Here is a 15142-nt window from a genome sequence, read left to right as displayed (position 1 = left end):
TCGAGACTTATTGAATCGAAATAGCACAACATTAGGTAGCAAAAGAGGGCTTGTTACGGATTTGTAGTGACAGGTCGGAACTAAGAAGTTTTAGACGTGAATATCGAGTAAGCTGCCAATGACTTCATTGTTTTTCTCAATGACGGACGCACCCACTCGGTTGTAACCTGCAGCTTGCGTAAGGTTGATGAGTGATTCAACTTTTTGAGAGGGGAGGCTAGGAGTTGAAGCGGTTATTGCGACATCTGCCACTTTAGCCAAATCGATGTTGTGAGAAGCGATCTCTTCTTTCACTTTACCTAAATTATCATTAATGCCATGCGCGGCTTTTTCAGCCATCTGCTGTGACATCTGAACAATTTGGTGCCCAGATTGAATTCCTGATACAGGCATATCACCACTCCCAATACTATGCTAATGAGAGCATAGGTGGAGTTTATAAAACGTTCAAGTGTTTTATATCAATGATTTGATTAAGCAAACAGTTTAGAAAGCATTTCTCGCTCTTCAACAGAAAGTACTGGGTTTTGCGTTTTGTTTAACTTTACGCTTATCTCACCCTGTAATGATTTCAACTGACTCGCCGTTAAATCGCTGAGCTTTTGTTTAAGTTCATTAAATTGTTGTGCGTTCATCTCAATACCCTCGTTGTAATTCGGTTTATCCTTCATTTCCCGAAGTTCTTCGTCCTTTGGATACAACATATTTATTCAACCTAGATAGATTAGAATTTGATCGATTGCTTTTTGTCCGAATATTGTCAAGGTGCGTTAAGTGATACGTCAGATTTTTCCTATGAAGGTATATAATTACCCACTTTGGGGTAGATAGAAAAGTAGAAAGAAAAAAGGAAGCGACAATCCGCTTCCCTTTTCTATCCGTGTGTTACTAGTTAACCCTCACTGCAAACTTACTGGCGAGTGAATGTAGCTCTGGGAGCATGCGATAGATAAGGTGAAGTTGCTGCAATACCATGCGAGCGGAACTATCATCTTCATCTCGCCACTCATTTAAGCGTTGCTCGAGTCCCGCATCGTCAATATTAGATAAATCGCACTCTTCGCAATGCTGGTGAAGCTGTTTATGGAGAACGTCTAAATGCTGATGAATACAGCGGTGTGCATCTAAAACGAGCTTATGAATAGACTCATCTTCAATGCGAGTTCGGTGCGCGCCAAGAGCAGAAATATAGTTCAGCATTGCGTGATTTAACGTTAAGAAGCGGAAGCTCTCATCAACGGCAGCACGATATTTACCAGGTTCCGCAAGCATTGTACTGATGGCAGAAGAAAGTGAGGCATCACTGTTATGGGCTTGACGACGAGCAATGCGATAGCTCAAGTTGTCCTTTTTACCAATTCGATACTGACCAATGATCTGATCGAGATACTGTTTGTTAGCCTCTATCGCATCCGACATGACTTTGTGCAGCCTTCTCGATTGCCAATCTGGCAAAATAACCAGCACGGCTCCTACAGCAAGTACACACCCGATGAGGGTATCAGCTAGTCGAGGAAGCACAACCGCGTAACCTTCACCTAACTGGTTGAATAAGAAGAGGACCAGTAGTGTGATAAAACCGGTTGCGTATCCGTAATTGTTCATCCGAAAGGCGAAAAACATCACGCCAGAAATAACGATGAATACTAACTGGCTTTCTTGAGAAGGGAAGAAAGTCAGTAATGGTACGCCAATTAACAAACCAGCTAATGTGCCTATGACTCGCGCTGTCAATTTTTGACGTGTTGCGCTGTAGTTCGGCTGACACACGAAGAGAGTGGTTAAGAGTATCCAGTAACCTCGGTCGATGTTGAATACTTGAATGATTCCATAACCAATCGTCAAGGCAATCGACATACGCAATGCGTGTCGAAACAGCATCGAATCTTTGTGTAAATTCGCGGATATACGCTGCCACATGGCTTTTAATGTGTGCGGGTTAGTATCGGCGAGCGTATCTTCCTCTAGGCCCTCAACATCTGGGTTGTTAATGTTATTCAGTTGCTTTTCTACCGTCGCTAAGTTATTGAATAAATATGTTAACTGCATTAGCAGACGTTTCCAGTGTCCTTGCTTTTGTTCTTCTAAGTAAGCAAGTGAATTTTGCACTTCAGCTAAGGCCAAGATGGACTGATCGGTATGTGAGTATTCATTCCCTAGCTGAATCGCTAATGCAATATCACGACACGCTTGGGCTTGAGATTCCAAAAGATATTTAAAACGAAACAGCACATCAGAACGTTCAAATTCAGTTGCTAAATCTTGATAGCGGTAATGGCTAGAGCTGACTCGTTCGTGGATGTCTTGAGCGATGAAGTAGATATTTAAGAATCGGTCACTAGGGCCATCAATGTGGCCGCGTTTCGAGCGATTTAGTAATGTGGTTTTGCAAGCGTTTAGCGCCATCACCGTCGCAGCGTTGCACTTGGCGGCTTCAATCCGAAGTGGCTGTGGCGTTAGGTTGGTGACAGGGTGAAAAAGCTTGGCTTTCGCATCGAGATAATTTGCCATTTGGAAGAACACATTGGCTAAGCTTTGTTGCACAGGCTGAAGAGGCCAAAATATCTGCCAAATCATCGACATGAAGTAATACCAAGCCGCACCAGTTAAAAGCAGCAGTGGCTGAAACCAAATGTTAGTACTTTCATGTGCGCCAAGCATGGTGTAAATGGCGATCAGCAAAGAGCCAAAAGCAATGCTCGCATATTTAGGACCTATCGCTCCAAGAATGATAAAACCAAAGGTTGAGATAAATAACCCTAATGCAAATGCCCAAGGGGTGTCGAATAAGATTTCAATTGAGAAAGCGGCGAGCGCAAAACAGAGAAAAGTCAGAATCAGCGCTTTGATGCGCCCAGTGAAGCTGTCATCACTCTCTGCCAAAGCAGCAGCAATAACGCCTAATATTAGAGGCGTGATCAGCGTGTTTTGCTCGAAGTACCAAGTCGGGATAACCACACCCAGTAAGGTGATTAGGATAAGAACGCTGTAATTTATGGTCTTGTTTGCCCAATAGAGCCGAAATTTAGAAGTTGCTTGCACAATGCGCCTTATGTTTCCGATGAAGAACGGGGGAATACTACCAAACCCACTATAGCGCGTTTATGATTTACTTTAAGAAAAATTCGTTGTTGCTGATAAAATCAACAGGGATGTCATTGACTTATACTAAAGCAGCCACGCAATGTGTCTATAATTGTAAAGTCAGCTTCAAATAGAATGAGCTTTAGGTTACTAAATCGACAGTAATGTGAATTTTATTAAAGAATAAAAGAAGATGCTTACTTAGGTGCTCGCCATTGCTACAATTTGGCGCCTTAAAATGATATAAATCGACAACTTCTAAATTAAAAGGCGCACGTTTCATGCAGCTCACTGCCACTAGCAAAGCACAGTTTTTTATTCAAAATGAGTACCATCACGTCGAAATAAAAGAGAACAGTGTTTTATTAAGCTCAATAGGCAGTGAAGAACATATTCCTTTTACGATCTGGAATGGCAAAGTTAGCGTAAAGCGTGGGTTGTTATGGAGCTCTTTGCAGTTTTTTGCTCATGAGCACGAAGGCAAACAACAAAGCTGGCTAGTACAAGGGCTACCGTGGCCACAATGCCGTAAGTTTGCTCTTGAAGCTGTTCGTCAGTATCAAGAATGGCACAATACTCAGTGCCGAAAACTGGCTGAGTATCTACCTAAGTGGGAAGAAGAGCTCTACAAACTTAAGCATCTTCCTGCCTATCTATCGCACTCTCAAGTGGTCTCCTGGGTGGAAAGTCTTAACCAAGAGTTAAGCGAAATGAAAACCACTCTAGAAGAAGCCAAAATGCGGATGCCGAATCGCATGGCGGAAATCGAACCTTGGCTTGTTGATACGTCTGCGACGCTTGGTGAGCGTAATCGTGATTGGCTTGAGGAAGAACGTCCGAATTGGGAAGTGCTGTTTAATCGCATAGAATCTTCGCCTTTAAACTTATCCCAGCAATATGCGGTGTTGCTCAACGATGATCACAACTTAGTCCTTGCTGGCGCAGGCTCAGGCAAAACCAGTGTTTTAACGGCTCGAGTTGCATACTTGCTGCAAAGCCACCAGGCTCAAGCAGAAGAGTTGCTTATGCTGGCTTTCGGTCGTGATGCCGCGACTGAAATGAAAGAGCGTTTAGTGGATAAAGTAGGCATGGCCGCAGACGGTGTGCGTGTGAATACGTTCCATCAACTAGGCTTATATATACTCAATCAAGTTGAGCAACAGCCTGTTGAGATCAGTCCGTTGGCGTTAGATGACAACCAGCGAACAGCATGGTGTGTAGATTGGCTGAAAAAGCATTGGATGACGCCTACTAACTTTAAACGTTGGCAAAAACATTTAGACAAATGGCCGATTGCCTATTTAAAAGGGGACGATGAGTTAGGAAGTCACTCAGAAAACCCAAAACTGATCGCGTGGCTAGACTCTCAGTTGTCTCACTTAGCTGCGGTAGGGCTAACCAAAAAGCAAGTGCAAGAAAAGTTGGTAAATCACCAAGACTATACTCGTTTAAACAGCGAACTCGCCTTGTGTTGGCCATGTTTTACTGCGTGGCAGAAAATGCTTAAAGAAAGCAATCAAGTGGATTTCCCTACCATGATCAGTCGTGCGACAGATTATGTAAATAAAGGGAAATTTGTCTCCCCATGGCGCTTCATTATGGTCGATGAGTACCAAGATATCTCTCCAGACCGTTTAGCACTGATTGAAGCACTGTGTGAATCCACACAGAAACAAGCGGGTGCGACGTTGTTTGCGGTTGGTGATGACTGGCAGGCCATCTATCAGTTTGCTGGTGCGGACGTCGATCTTATCACTGGGTTTAAAGAGCGCTTTGCTCACTCTACCGTTCATCATCTAGATACGACTTATCGTTTCAACAATCAGATTGGTGATGTGGCAAACACTTTTGTTCAGCAAAACCCATCGCAATTGCCGAAAACACTAAATAGCCACAAGCAACGTAAGCAGAAGAGTGTGCATACCGCACCGAGTAACCAAGTTGAAAAGATCTTGGATCAATTGAATCAACAAGCCAAGCAAACCAAGTCAGTCTTATTGTTAGGACGTAATCATTATCATAAGCCCGACTTGTATGACGATTGGTTGCGACGTTTTCCTAATCTCGATATTCGTTTTATGACTTGCCATGCGAGTAAAGGGCGAGAGGCTGATTTTGTCATTATTCTTTCTGTGGATGAGGGGCAATTCCCTGCGAAGAAGAAGCAAATTCACATTGATGGCGCATTGACCGAGTCCAAAGACAAATTCCCTCACGCAGAAGAGCGCAGGCTGTTTTACGTGGCGATTACGCGTGCGAAAGAGAAAGTTTGGATTACGCACACTGGCGCTGGGTCCGCATTTGTTCAAGAGCTCGTCAATGGCGATTATCCGATCATCACTTCGCGTTGAAGGCAGAGTTCTGAATTTTAGAAATAATAAAGGCGATACTCAGTATCGCCTTTACGTTATTCGGTTGGCATCAAAGCTTACATGCGTTCAGCAAGATACGCTTCGTAATCCGGTACTTCAATATCCACTTCTTGCTCAAGAAGAGGGGAGTTAAACAGGAACTTAGCGGTGGCTCGGTTCGTTGCCACAGGAATATTCCAAACGCTAGCAATACGAAGAAGCGCTTTAACGTCTGGGTCGTGAGGTACGGCGTTTAGCGGATCCCAGAAGAAAACGAGAACGTCGATTTTGCCTTCTGAAATGAGCGCGCCAAGTTGTTGGTCACCGCCCATTGGGCCACTGATCATGCTCTTAATCGCCAGTCCAGTTTCTTTGCTCAACATGTGTCCGGTTGTGCCAGTCGCGTAAAGAAAGTGACTCTGCAGTTTTTCTTTGTTTTCTTTTACCCAGCGAAGTAGCTCAGGTTTGCAATTGTCATGGGCAACCAAAGCCACATGTTTGTGGGTTGGCATGGTACGAATGGTTTTTTGCATCAAGATGTTTCCGTTTGTATGATTTTAAAATTGTTATTATTCAATAGAACACGTTTTTTGTCTTTCAATCAACAGCCTTAACACGGAATGTCGGCCTATATTCTGACGGAGATAACGATTCTTCGATCGTATCGTCATGAAGTGTCTTCGGAGTCAGTGGTTTGATGGTTGGTGAGGCATGTTTGTCATACTCTTTGCCCCTTAAGTAATGTGCTGCTTGCATGACGGAAAGCCTGCCTTGCTGCACCATTTTATCTGTTGGTGCGAAGAGCACTTTGTTACGCAATAGTCCTCGGTAAACACCATGACTTAAGTACACAGAAACCAAACCGATCTCCTCAGCTTTGCCTGCGCTACGCAGTTCACTGATAGCGGCTTCAATCGCAACCGCGCTGCCAACGATATAATCTATATTTCCCATATCAATCACACGTTGAACCAGGTTACGCTGTAACTCTTTGTCGTTGTCTGCCCAAAACGAGTCAACGATGTTGATATCACTTCCTTGGATCGCTTCATAAAATCCGGCAGTCACGGGCTTCGTACCTCCACGAGTACGCGGCCCCAAAAGTAAGGCAATGTTTGTTTTTCCTGATCCCTTTGGATGACGAGCAGCCAGATATTTTCCTGCTTCGTATCCCATCCAGTGCCAGTCAACACCGACCGTACCTTTTAACAGCTCACTTTGCTCTTCATCCAGATCGAGTTGGTTCACAGTAGCAAAGACAGGAATGTTTCCGACCCAATTCTTAAGCGAATGTTCATAGGCCTGTGGGTCCACTGTCCCAAGGACAATCGCATCTGCTCCCCATTGGCTGCACAGTGCGAGTTGTTGCTCTTGACGCGTTTTGTTTGGGTAGCCACCCGCTTCAAGGACTCTCAGCTCGACGCCTTCTTTTTTCGCTTCGGACACCATTCCATAGTTTACTGATAACCAGTATGAATCCTTTAGGTGAGGGTAAATGGCACATACTTTTTCTGCTGCAACCACTGGTAAAGAAGCGACAAGGGCTAATGTGACTGCAGAATGTTTGAAAATTGTGCGAAATGCGTGTTGATTTTTAACCATGAAATGAAGTTCGTTGGCATAGATTAAGTAAACACTGCAAAATATAACGTAATATGTCGCTGAACACGAACATTAAGGTCATGAAAATATGTTGCTAGCAACCGCAAGCATCGGTCGTAAACTCTTGTTGTCTTTCATTGCGATGGCAATGCTGGTTATGTTATCGGCACTTATTGGTGTGTCTGGATTTTCTTTAGTTGCCAAGACGGAAAGAAATGTCGTGGATTCTGCAATTCCCGCCATGATTGAAGCGAGGCAAGTCTCTGAGTTGAGTACTCGCATCATTTCGTCTGTACAACTGTTATCAAACGCAAGAAACGAGCAGGAAAGAAAAGAGTCTGGGCGTGTGCTTTTCGAACAGCTCGAATCATTGCTTACTCATATCAAAGAGCTGGGGAGTGAGTCGTTTGATTCTCAATTGCTAGAAGATCTCGAGAATAACGTCCAGAACGTTATCGACAACTTGGCAGAACTTGGTGTTTCGGTTGAAAGAAAGCTGTGGCTGGCAAAAGAGATTGATACTCGTGTCGAAGAGATGCGCTTACTGAGTGAAGAGTTGGAACAGCTAACTCGCACGCAAGTTCAGAACACGAGCACCATTGCCGTTGCTAACGTCACACATATCTATGACTTATTAGAATCGAATAAAAAATCGCAAGTTTATCAGGCACTAGATGCGCTGGTGGAAGTGGATCTAGATCTGACAGAGCGATTGCATGAGCTGCACTTATTGGCTTTTAAAATGCTGAATCAAATTGAAGAAGCTCGCACATTAACCAATATTGAGCGAATCCAGCAGGTGCAAAGTGATTTTGAAAGTAATCTCAAAATCATGAAGCGCCGTGTGCTTGCCGTAGAAGATCCCACTCGCTCTAAACAAATGAGCCAACTACTAACAGAGCTCGGTAAGCGTCAGGTCGTGTTCACTATTTTGATGCAGCAGTATGAGAATAACGAACAATCTCAACAACTGATGCAAAAGACACTGGAATTGTTTTCGGAGCTGAATGGTACCGTAAACAAATTGGTTGATGATTCAAACAAAACAACAACCGTCGCTGTGGATGAATTGACGAGCACGCTGAAATTCGCTCAGTGGTCTCTAACGGTGATTTCAATTGTTGGTTTGATTGTGTTGGTGCTGATTTTATGGCGTGTTGTATACCTTTCTGTGGTTAAGCGATTGGCAGAGTACTCTGCTGCGCTGCTTTCTGTGGCGCAGGGTAACTTAGCCGTCGAGCTGGAGGTAAAAGGCAAAGATGAGCTAGCGCATATGGGGCAAGCTATCATCACGGCTCGAAATACAGCGCAAGCGCTAAAAGTGGTCGCAGAGGGAGAAGCTCAAGCCAAGCGAGAGCTCGAAGAGCACAAAGAGCATTTGGAAGAGCTCGTTGAGCAACGCACTTCGCAGTTAAAACAAGCGAACCGCCGTTTGAATGAAGAGGTTTTGAATCACGCGAAAGCTCGTAAGCAAGCAGAGCAAGCGAGTCGAGCTAAATCAGCATTCTTGGCGACCATGAGCCATGAGATCAGAACGCCGATGAATGGGGTGCTCGGAACGGCACGTCTGTTGATTGACTCCGGCCTCAATCCTATTCAAAAGCGTTATGCGGAAATCATCAACCGCAGTGGTAAAACGTTGCTCGCGATTCTAAATGATGTGCTGGACTACTCCAAGATTGAAGCTGGGCATTTAGAGATTCGCCACATGGGCTTCGATTTACACCAAATGGTTGAAGACACTTTCCAGTTGATGAACAGCCGAGCTCAAGAGAAGAGGCTGTTGTTTTCCTATCATATCGAAAGTGATGTAAGTCGCTATTGGAAAGGGGATGTCACCAGAATCAGTCAGGTGCTGAACAACCTCGTCGGAAACGCGATTAAATTTACTGACGAAGGTGAAATTGATATCTATGTTAGCCTCAACCCAGAGGATGAGTCGCAAGTCCTATTCGAAGTATCAGATACCGGGATAGGTATTGCCAAAAAAGATCAGAGAACGTTGTTTGATGCCTTCACGCAAGCCGAAGGTGGGATGAGTCAAACTGGAGGAACGGGGCTTGGCCTTGCCATCAGTAAACGAATCATTGAAGCGATGGGCGGTATTTTAGAAGTCGATTCTGAAGAAGGACATGGCAGTCGATTCTGGTTCTCCATTCCATTAGAGGAAAGTGAGCCTGTTGAAACCGGTGCAGTGGCAACCGCGCGCTGCAAAGTGAAAGCGAAAGTCTTGTTGGTAGAAGACAATGAAGTAAACCGAGTGGTTGCGGAAGGCTTTTTAGAAAGCATGGGCCACCAGGTCGTGATGGCAGAAAACGGCTCACAGGCAGAGCAACTGATCAGCACGCAGGATTTTGATATCGCTTTAGTCGACATCAACTTGCCAGACTGTGATGGAACCGAGTTAATCCAACGTTTAAAACAAATTGAATGTAACAAACCAGCCAATAAAGCCCTTGCTGCTACGCCTATGATCGCAGTGTCTGCGCACGTTTTTGCCGAAGAAGTTGAGCGCTATTTAGCTGCAGGTTTTGACGGGTATTTACCTAAACCATTGGCAAAAGAAGCTCTAGCGGCATTGATTCAGGACGTGCTGGATGGAAAACCGTTGTTGTTGCCACAAAATGCCGACTGTACCTCGTTTGATCAAACTTCGTCTCAAGAACAAGCGATACAATCAAAGGTTGTTCAAGTCCCTAAAACAGAGGAATCAGATGTGGTCATCATTAACCCGAGCGTGATTGAGTCCGATATGAAAATCTTGGGCAGGGAGAAGATGTTGCACATCATTAATCTGTTTAGAACGACCAGTGCCGATGTACTAAGCAAGCTGCAAGCGTCTGCTGGTGGTAATGACAGTAAAGAAGTGAAGAACCTTGCTCACAAACTAAAAGGCAGCGCAGGGAGTTTAGGGCTTACGGCATTAATGAACTCATGCCAAGAAATTGAAGCTGCGCCTCAACCTTTAGATACCTACATGGCGACTAAAGATCAATTGGTGTCTCAAGTGTCTGAATCAATTCAAGCTCTTGATGAGTTGATGGCGAAGTAAATCAATTGCATCCCAAAAACAAAAACCTCCGGCAAGCCGGAGGTTTTTTCTATTCGGTCATGTCATCTTCCCACTCGAATCGAGTGTCTAGGGCATAAGGGTCGTCATCAAAAGGATGCTCCACTTTGCCACGCAAGTATTCGAGTTGATGCTCAAGCATGTTGACCGTTTCGTAGTCTCCCTCAGAACAAGCAACGTAAATCTGTTGTTCAAGAGCGGCAATGTTATCTCGGATACCCATGAGAACCCCCTTAAATCATCATCGATTCTCAAAACGATTATAGTCAAGTAATCCAAATTCGATCGGTTGTTTTGTACGGTACCAATTGTGCAGACGATCGCTAAACGGCCAGAATTTTTCTGAGCTTCTGCGAATCGCAAAATTATCCAACAACTTAACGTAATCGGATTCATTTTGGATGGCACTAAATTGATCGACAAATTCTTTTACTTGATTTTCGTTGATCGAGAAAAATGCCGCTGGGTAGCTTCCCACAACGCCACGTACGATAGTCATATCATCGTTAGCAAAGTCCCGGTTGCTTTCTTCATCAAACAAGCTAGAAATATTCGTGTGTGCATTATTGTGAAGTAGGGTGAACAACTCATCTTTTCCAGACGGGCTTCTCACCATAAGCATGGTGATTTGCGGAACGGTCTTCAGACCTTCTCCACGAACTTGGCCAATACGTTGGAGCTGTTTTTCACTTTGAGCAGAAAGCTCAGTATCTTTAATCTCGTAGCGCGGAAGAAGAACATCTGAAACTCGTTCTCTAAGCAACTCGACTAACTCTGTTTTTGGATCGTCAGTTTTGTACTCGACGCTGGTTGGTTGGTTAAATGGCTTCACGTTGCGTTGTAAAAAGTCACTTAACTGTGGACTTTGATCTTTATACCAGCTTGATTGCAGTTCATGACGCATGTCGGTTGGCAGCAACGAGATAAAGTTACTTTCGCCTTCCAGACGCAAGAAGTCCATGAACATTCGTGTCATGAGTTGGTGGCCGAAGTTGCCGTACACATCAAACCCAGCAACGAGCAAATAGTGGATGCGTTCTAGTAACGCGTAGTCAAGAATCCATACCGTTTTCGGCTGCTCGCCAACTAACCCTTGTACGACTGACGCGCTGTCAAAGTGGCGGAAAATCGTTAATGCCGCATTGTGGTTGGTGCCATTACCGTCCCAAATTACGTCGGTGGATAGGTTTTCGCCTTCCTTAAACCAGTTATTGGTAAATTCAGACTTGGCTTCTAGGTAGCGAGCTTGCTGACGCGCGTATTTAACCCAGTTGGTAACAGGTAGCGTGTTGCTTTCCTGCTCTGCTGGCAGTCTTAGGTTATCAGCCTGAGAGCGGTAAAACTCATTTACTTCAGGGATATCTGCTTTATCTGGATCTAGAAAGAATATCCAAAAGCGATCATTGATAACATTCAGTGCAAGTTGGCCACGACAAACAGGCCCTTTAATGTAAGCCATGATCGTGTTTTGCGCATTGTCCAACATAAACTTGAAGCGTGATTTAACCGGAAGATCGATAAATGATGTCATCGGGTTTGCAGCAACTTCAGGTTCATAACTCGGTAGTTGATTAACCGTGTAATCAGCATCGATAAACCATGTGTTCCAGTTTTCAATACGTTGCTTGTTTAACGCGAACGGCATGTGCGTTTTATCTACAATCGTCCCTTGTTCTGGAATAATTCGATAAAACACGCGCTCAACCCCGGGATCATCGTACGGGCGACGTGTTGAAATACGTTTTACTGGTTGCCCCGGTGGAGTAGAAGAACGAACTAACGTAAAGAATCGAGGATCTTCAGTGAGTTCTGAAAAGTAGAGGTGAGACAAAAACAAATGCTCGTAAATATAGCGAGCCATCAGTTGATTTTTTAGATCAGCGCGATTGAGCAAAGTTTCATACTTGTCGATTTGAGCTTGCTCTTGTTCACTAATTGGTTGGTGAACGTTCATTATCGCGCCGTTTTCCAGCCAAGTCATCAGTGTGTGGTATTCACTGTTTGATAGGTTTGGCATACCAAAAGGCATTCCCCAAGTTGGGTTATCTTTTTCGTATTGTTCGTACTCTTCAATTATTGGACAGGTTTGTTCTCGGTCTATCGAAAAATCAAAACCTTCTAACTGGACTTGATCAGGCAGCGGGTGGCGTTCTTTTTGTTGTAGCAAACGTGCAATGAGGCCTGCATCAATGTTGGCCGCCATGCTCTGATCACGTTCGTTAAGTACCGGATGAAAACCCGCATCACGCCACTCTTGGGTTGTTTCTGCATCTTCGAATAAGCGTGTTGGCGCGGCGGCAGTAAGTCTTGTTCCTTCATATACCAGTGCTTTGCTCGCGCCACGGTCAATACCCTCAACGGAAGAAAGCTTAAGCTGACATGGTGCATCGTAGCACGCATGACAGACGACACAGCGGTTATCCATAATGGGTTTGACTTCGCTTTGGAAAAAGTTTGCTTGAGGTGTAGCTACGTCCGCCGTACGTTCACGAACGAGCTGTGGACCAAACAGTTGGTCATAGTTAAGGCCCGCATAGGTTGCACAGCCAGCAAACAATGTAGCAATGCAAAGTATAAAAATTAAGCGCAAATTCATTGAGTTATTTTACGTGATTAGAATTTGCATTAATTAAAGCAAAATAAGCGGTCAATTACCAAAAGTTGGAGCAGTTCGCCGCGATTTCTTTACTTTTTCGCATGCTTAAATACATAACCTTGTCGATGAACGGTCTGAATTCGATCCGCGTTAATCCCTTCGCTAACCAGTCGTTTTCTTATTCTACTAATGTGCATATCGAGTGCGCGGTCATGCTCTGAGAACGTGCGCTTCAGTACCGTTTCATAAAGGAAAGGTTTGCTAAGTACTTGATCTTGATAATGAGTCAGAGTACGGAGCAGCTCGAATTGAACGCTTGTAAGCTGAACTAACTTTTTGTCTGGCGGACGATTTATCATCACAGTATGGCTGTGCTTGTCCAGTACGAGCTCATATTCATTATTGAGACCGTAATCGGAAGCTGCCGTCTTAGGAGCAGACGAAAGGGTAGACTCAAACATATTGGTATTTTAATTATTAATGATAGTAAAAACTATTATCATTAATGTTGGCGTGAAATCAATGCTGTATTTTATTTGTAATGCAATATGTCTGAGTCATATCAAAATTCTGATATGGAAGAAATAACTCTACGACGGAAAGAGCACCAATTTAAATCGCCAAATCAATAAGCATTACCACAATTTCTAAAGCAAATAATCAGCTATTTTGGAGACTAGAGCAGCTGTTAATGTATCTAAAGTTCTTATTTCTAAGATTCGCTTATCCACTATTTCTAGACTATACATTCTGTTGCAGGAAGCTCTTTTCTAATACACACAGAGGTTTATATGACAGCGAAATATGGCGTTAAACGCCGATTAGCGATTCTTGCCGCGGCTTTAATTGGCGCGACAAGCAGCAGTATCGCGGCAGAAAAACCTAACATTCTCGTCATCTGGGGTGATGATATTGGCCAGTCCAATCTCAGTGCGTACACCTTTGGCTTGATGGGATACAAAACACCAAACATCGACAGCATCGCGAAAGAGGGCATGATGTTCACGGATTACTACGGTGAACAATCGTGTACTGCGGGTCGCTCCACCTTTATTACTGGCCAGACTGTGCTCAGAACGGGTCTAAGTAAAGTGGGACTTCCTGGTGCCGATTTGGGCTTGCAACCTGAAGATGTGACGATTGCAGAGCTTCTAAAGCCCATGGGTTATATGACAGGTCAGTTTGGTAAAAACCATTTGGGAGACAAAGACGAACATCTCCCTACTAACCACGGCTTCGATGAGTTTTTTGGTAACCTTTACCACCTGAACGCTGAGGAAGAACCGGAGAACGTCGATTACCCTAAAGATCCTGAGTTTCGTAAGAAGTTTGGCCCACGCGGTGTGATTCGCTCTTACGCTGACGGCAAAATTGAAGATACAGGGCCTCTGACTCGTAAGCGTATGGAAACTGTCGATCAAGAGACGTTAGATGCGGCACTCGACTTCATGGATCGTGCTGTAAAAGCGAAAAAACCATTTTTTGTTTGGTGGAATTCGACTCGTATGCATTATCGAACTCATGTAAGTGAAAAGAACTCAGGGGTAACAGGCATCAGTACTTACGCTGATGGGATGGTGGAGCACGATAACCACGTTGGTCAACTACTGAAAAAAGTGGATGATTTAGGCATTAAAGACGACACCATCGTCTTCTACTCAACCGATAATGGCCCACACATGAACTCGTGGCCCGATGCGGGTACAACGCCATTCCGTGGCGAGAAAAATACCAACTGGGAAGGTGCGTACCGTGTTCCTGCAATGGTGCGTTGGCCGGGCAAAATTAAAGCGGGTTCTGTCTCGAATGACATCATGCACCACATGGACTGGATGCCGACTTTGGTAGCTGCCGCTGGTGATGACAACATCAAAGAGAAGCTGCTAAAGGGTTATAGTGCTGGTGGCGAAAAATTCAAAGTTCATCTCGACGGCTATAACTTCCTGCCATACCTCACTGGTAATGAAGAGAAAGCACCGCGTGAAGAGATATTTTACTTTACTGACGATGGTGATTTGAGTTCGATCCGATACAACAATTGGAAAATCGTCTTTTTGGAGCAGCGTGCAAAAGGCACATTACTCGTTTGGGCTGAACCTTTTACACCATTAAGGGTACCAAAAATCTTTAATTTGCGCATGGACCCTTATGAAGTTGCGGATGTTACCTCCAACACGTATTACGATTGGATGATGGATAGGGCATACATGTTAGTGCCAGCACAAGCGTACGTGAGTAAGTTCCTAGAAACCTTCAAAGAGTTCCCGCCAAGGCAAAAAGCAGCAAGCTTCTCGCTCGATCAGGTGATGGAGAAATTAAAAGAGAACCCAAATAAGTAGGCTAGTTGTAGTGGCATAGTGAATTTGGCCACCTGATTAAGAGGTGATGTATGATCATCTCGATACTAAAACAGGTGACATTATGACTAAGCGTGAAAGA

General features: G+C 44.3%; 11 protein-coding genes. 3 read left to right on the top strand and 8 right to left on the bottom strand.

Going from position 1 to position 15142, the window contains the following annotated elements:
- Positions 1-90: 90 nt before the first annotated feature.
- The 3 genes from B7360_RS22205 to yccS all read right to left on the bottom strand — a co-directional run bounded on the left by B7360_RS22205 (position 91) and on the right by yccS (position 3042).
- Positions 91-393, bottom strand: coding sequence for a hypothetical protein (locus tag B7360_RS22205; RefSeq protein ID WP_005396673.1), 303 nt, complete (start codon positions 391-393; stop codon positions 91-93).
- 80 nt (positions 394-473) lie between these two features.
- Complete coding sequence (locus B7360_RS22200; protein ID WP_046875991.1) at positions 474-704, bottom strand: hypothetical protein; 231 nt, start codon at positions 702-704, stop codon at positions 474-476.
- Between the two features lie 184 nt (positions 705-888).
- Entirely contained in the window at positions 889-3042 is a 2154-nt protein-coding gene (gene yccS, locus B7360_RS22195) for a YccS family putative transporter (RefSeq protein WP_085344635.1), read from the bottom strand.
- A gap of 323 nt (positions 3043-3365) precedes the next feature.
- On the opposite strand from yccS, the gene helD reads away from it, so the two are divergent.
- Positions 3366-5435, top strand: coding sequence for a DNA helicase IV (gene helD, locus B7360_RS22190; RefSeq protein ID WP_085344634.1), 2070 nt, complete (start codon positions 3366-3368; stop codon positions 5433-5435).
- Positions 5436-5512: 77 nt separating this feature from the next.
- Here helD and B7360_RS22185 read toward each other — a convergent pair whose 3' ends face one another.
- Together B7360_RS22185 and torT are read right to left on the bottom strand one after the other, a co-directional pair.
- On the bottom strand, positions 5513-5968 hold the full coding sequence (locus tag B7360_RS22185) for a methylglyoxal synthase (protein ID WP_005376571.1): 456 nt from the start codon (positions 5966-5968) through the stop codon (positions 5513-5515).
- 64 nt (positions 5969-6032) lie between these two features.
- Positions 6033-7082 (bottom strand): TMAO reductase system periplasmic protein TorT, encoded by a 1050-nt coding sequence (torT, locus tag B7360_RS22180; RefSeq protein WP_082244885.1) that lies wholly within the window; start codon positions 7080-7082, stop codon positions 6033-6035.
- Positions 7083-7125: 43 nt separating this feature from the next.
- On the opposite strand from torT, the gene torS reads away from it, so the two are divergent.
- On the top strand, positions 7126-10089 hold the full coding sequence (torS, locus tag B7360_RS22175; RefSeq protein ID WP_085344633.1) for a TMAO reductase system sensor histidine kinase/response regulator TorS: 2964 nt from the start codon (positions 7126-7128) through the stop codon (positions 10087-10089).
- Between the two features lie 49 nt (positions 10090-10138).
- Here torS and B7360_RS22170 read toward each other — a convergent pair whose 3' ends face one another.
- The 3 genes from B7360_RS22170 to B7360_RS22160 form a co-directional block, all read right to left on the bottom strand.
- Complete coding sequence (locus B7360_RS22170) at positions 10139-10330, bottom strand: hypothetical protein (protein ID WP_005376565.1); 192 nt, start codon at positions 10328-10330, stop codon at positions 10139-10141.
- An 18-nt stretch (positions 10331-10348) separates the two neighbouring features.
- Entirely contained in the window at positions 10349-12703 is a 2355-nt protein-coding gene (locus B7360_RS22165) for a fatty acid cis/trans isomerase (RefSeq protein ID WP_085344632.1), read from the bottom strand.
- Positions 12704-12792: 89 nt separating this feature from the next.
- Positions 12793-13164: a winged helix-turn-helix domain-containing protein gene (locus B7360_RS22160; RefSeq protein WP_237310952.1), complete on the bottom strand. Its 372-nt coding sequence runs from the start codon at positions 13162-13164 to the stop codon at positions 12793-12795.
- Positions 13165-13494: 330 nt separating this feature from the next.
- Here B7360_RS22160 and B7360_RS22155 point away from each other — a divergent pair, with 330 nt between their 5' ends.
- Complete coding sequence (locus B7360_RS22155; protein ID WP_085344631.1) at positions 13495-15042, top strand: arylsulfatase; 1548 nt, start codon at positions 13495-13497, stop codon at positions 15040-15042.
- Positions 15043-15142: the final 100 nt, after the last annotated feature.

It is taken from the genome of Vibrio sp. ArtGut-C1 (genome assembly GCF_002105475.1).
In the GTDB taxonomy this organism is placed as follows: domain Bacteria; phylum Pseudomonadota; class Gammaproteobacteria; order Enterobacterales; family Vibrionaceae; genus Vibrio; species Vibrio diabolicus.
This window is presented reverse-complemented; position numbering and strand designations above follow the sequence as displayed.

Bases quoted from the DNA above. Each gene is read 5' to 3' on its own strand.
- helD (WP_085344634.1), top strand. From the start codon at position 3,366: ATGCAGCTCACTGCCACTAGCAAAGCACAGTTTTTTATTCAAAATGAG.
- B7360_RS22160 (WP_237310952.1), bottom strand. From the start codon at position 13,164: ATGTTTGAGTCTACCCTTTCGTCTGCTCCTAAGACGGCAGCTTCCGAT.
- B7360_RS22185 (WP_005376571.1), bottom strand. From the start codon at position 5,968: ATGCAAAAAACCATTCGTACCATGCCAACCCACAAACATGTGGCTTTG.
- B7360_RS22200 (WP_046875991.1), bottom strand. From the start codon at position 704: ATGTTGTATCCAAAGGACGAAGAACTTCGGGAAATGAAGGATAAACCG.
- torS (WP_085344633.1), top strand. From the start codon at position 7,126: ATGTTGCTAGCAACCGCAAGCATCGGTCGTAAACTCTTGTTGTCTTTC.
- B7360_RS22205 (WP_005396673.1), bottom strand. From the start codon at position 393: ATGCCTGTATCAGGAATTCAATCTGGGCACCAAATTGTTCAGATGTCA.
- B7360_RS22165 (WP_085344632.1), bottom strand. From the start codon at position 12,703: ATGAATTTGCGCTTAATTTTTATACTTTGCATTGCTACATTGTTTGCT.
- B7360_RS22170 (WP_005376565.1), bottom strand. From the start codon at position 10,330: ATGGGTATCCGAGATAACATTGCCGCTCTTGAACAACAGATTTACGTT.
- B7360_RS22155 (WP_085344631.1), top strand. From the start codon at position 13,495: ATGACAGCGAAATATGGCGTTAAACGCCGATTAGCGATTCTTGCCGCG.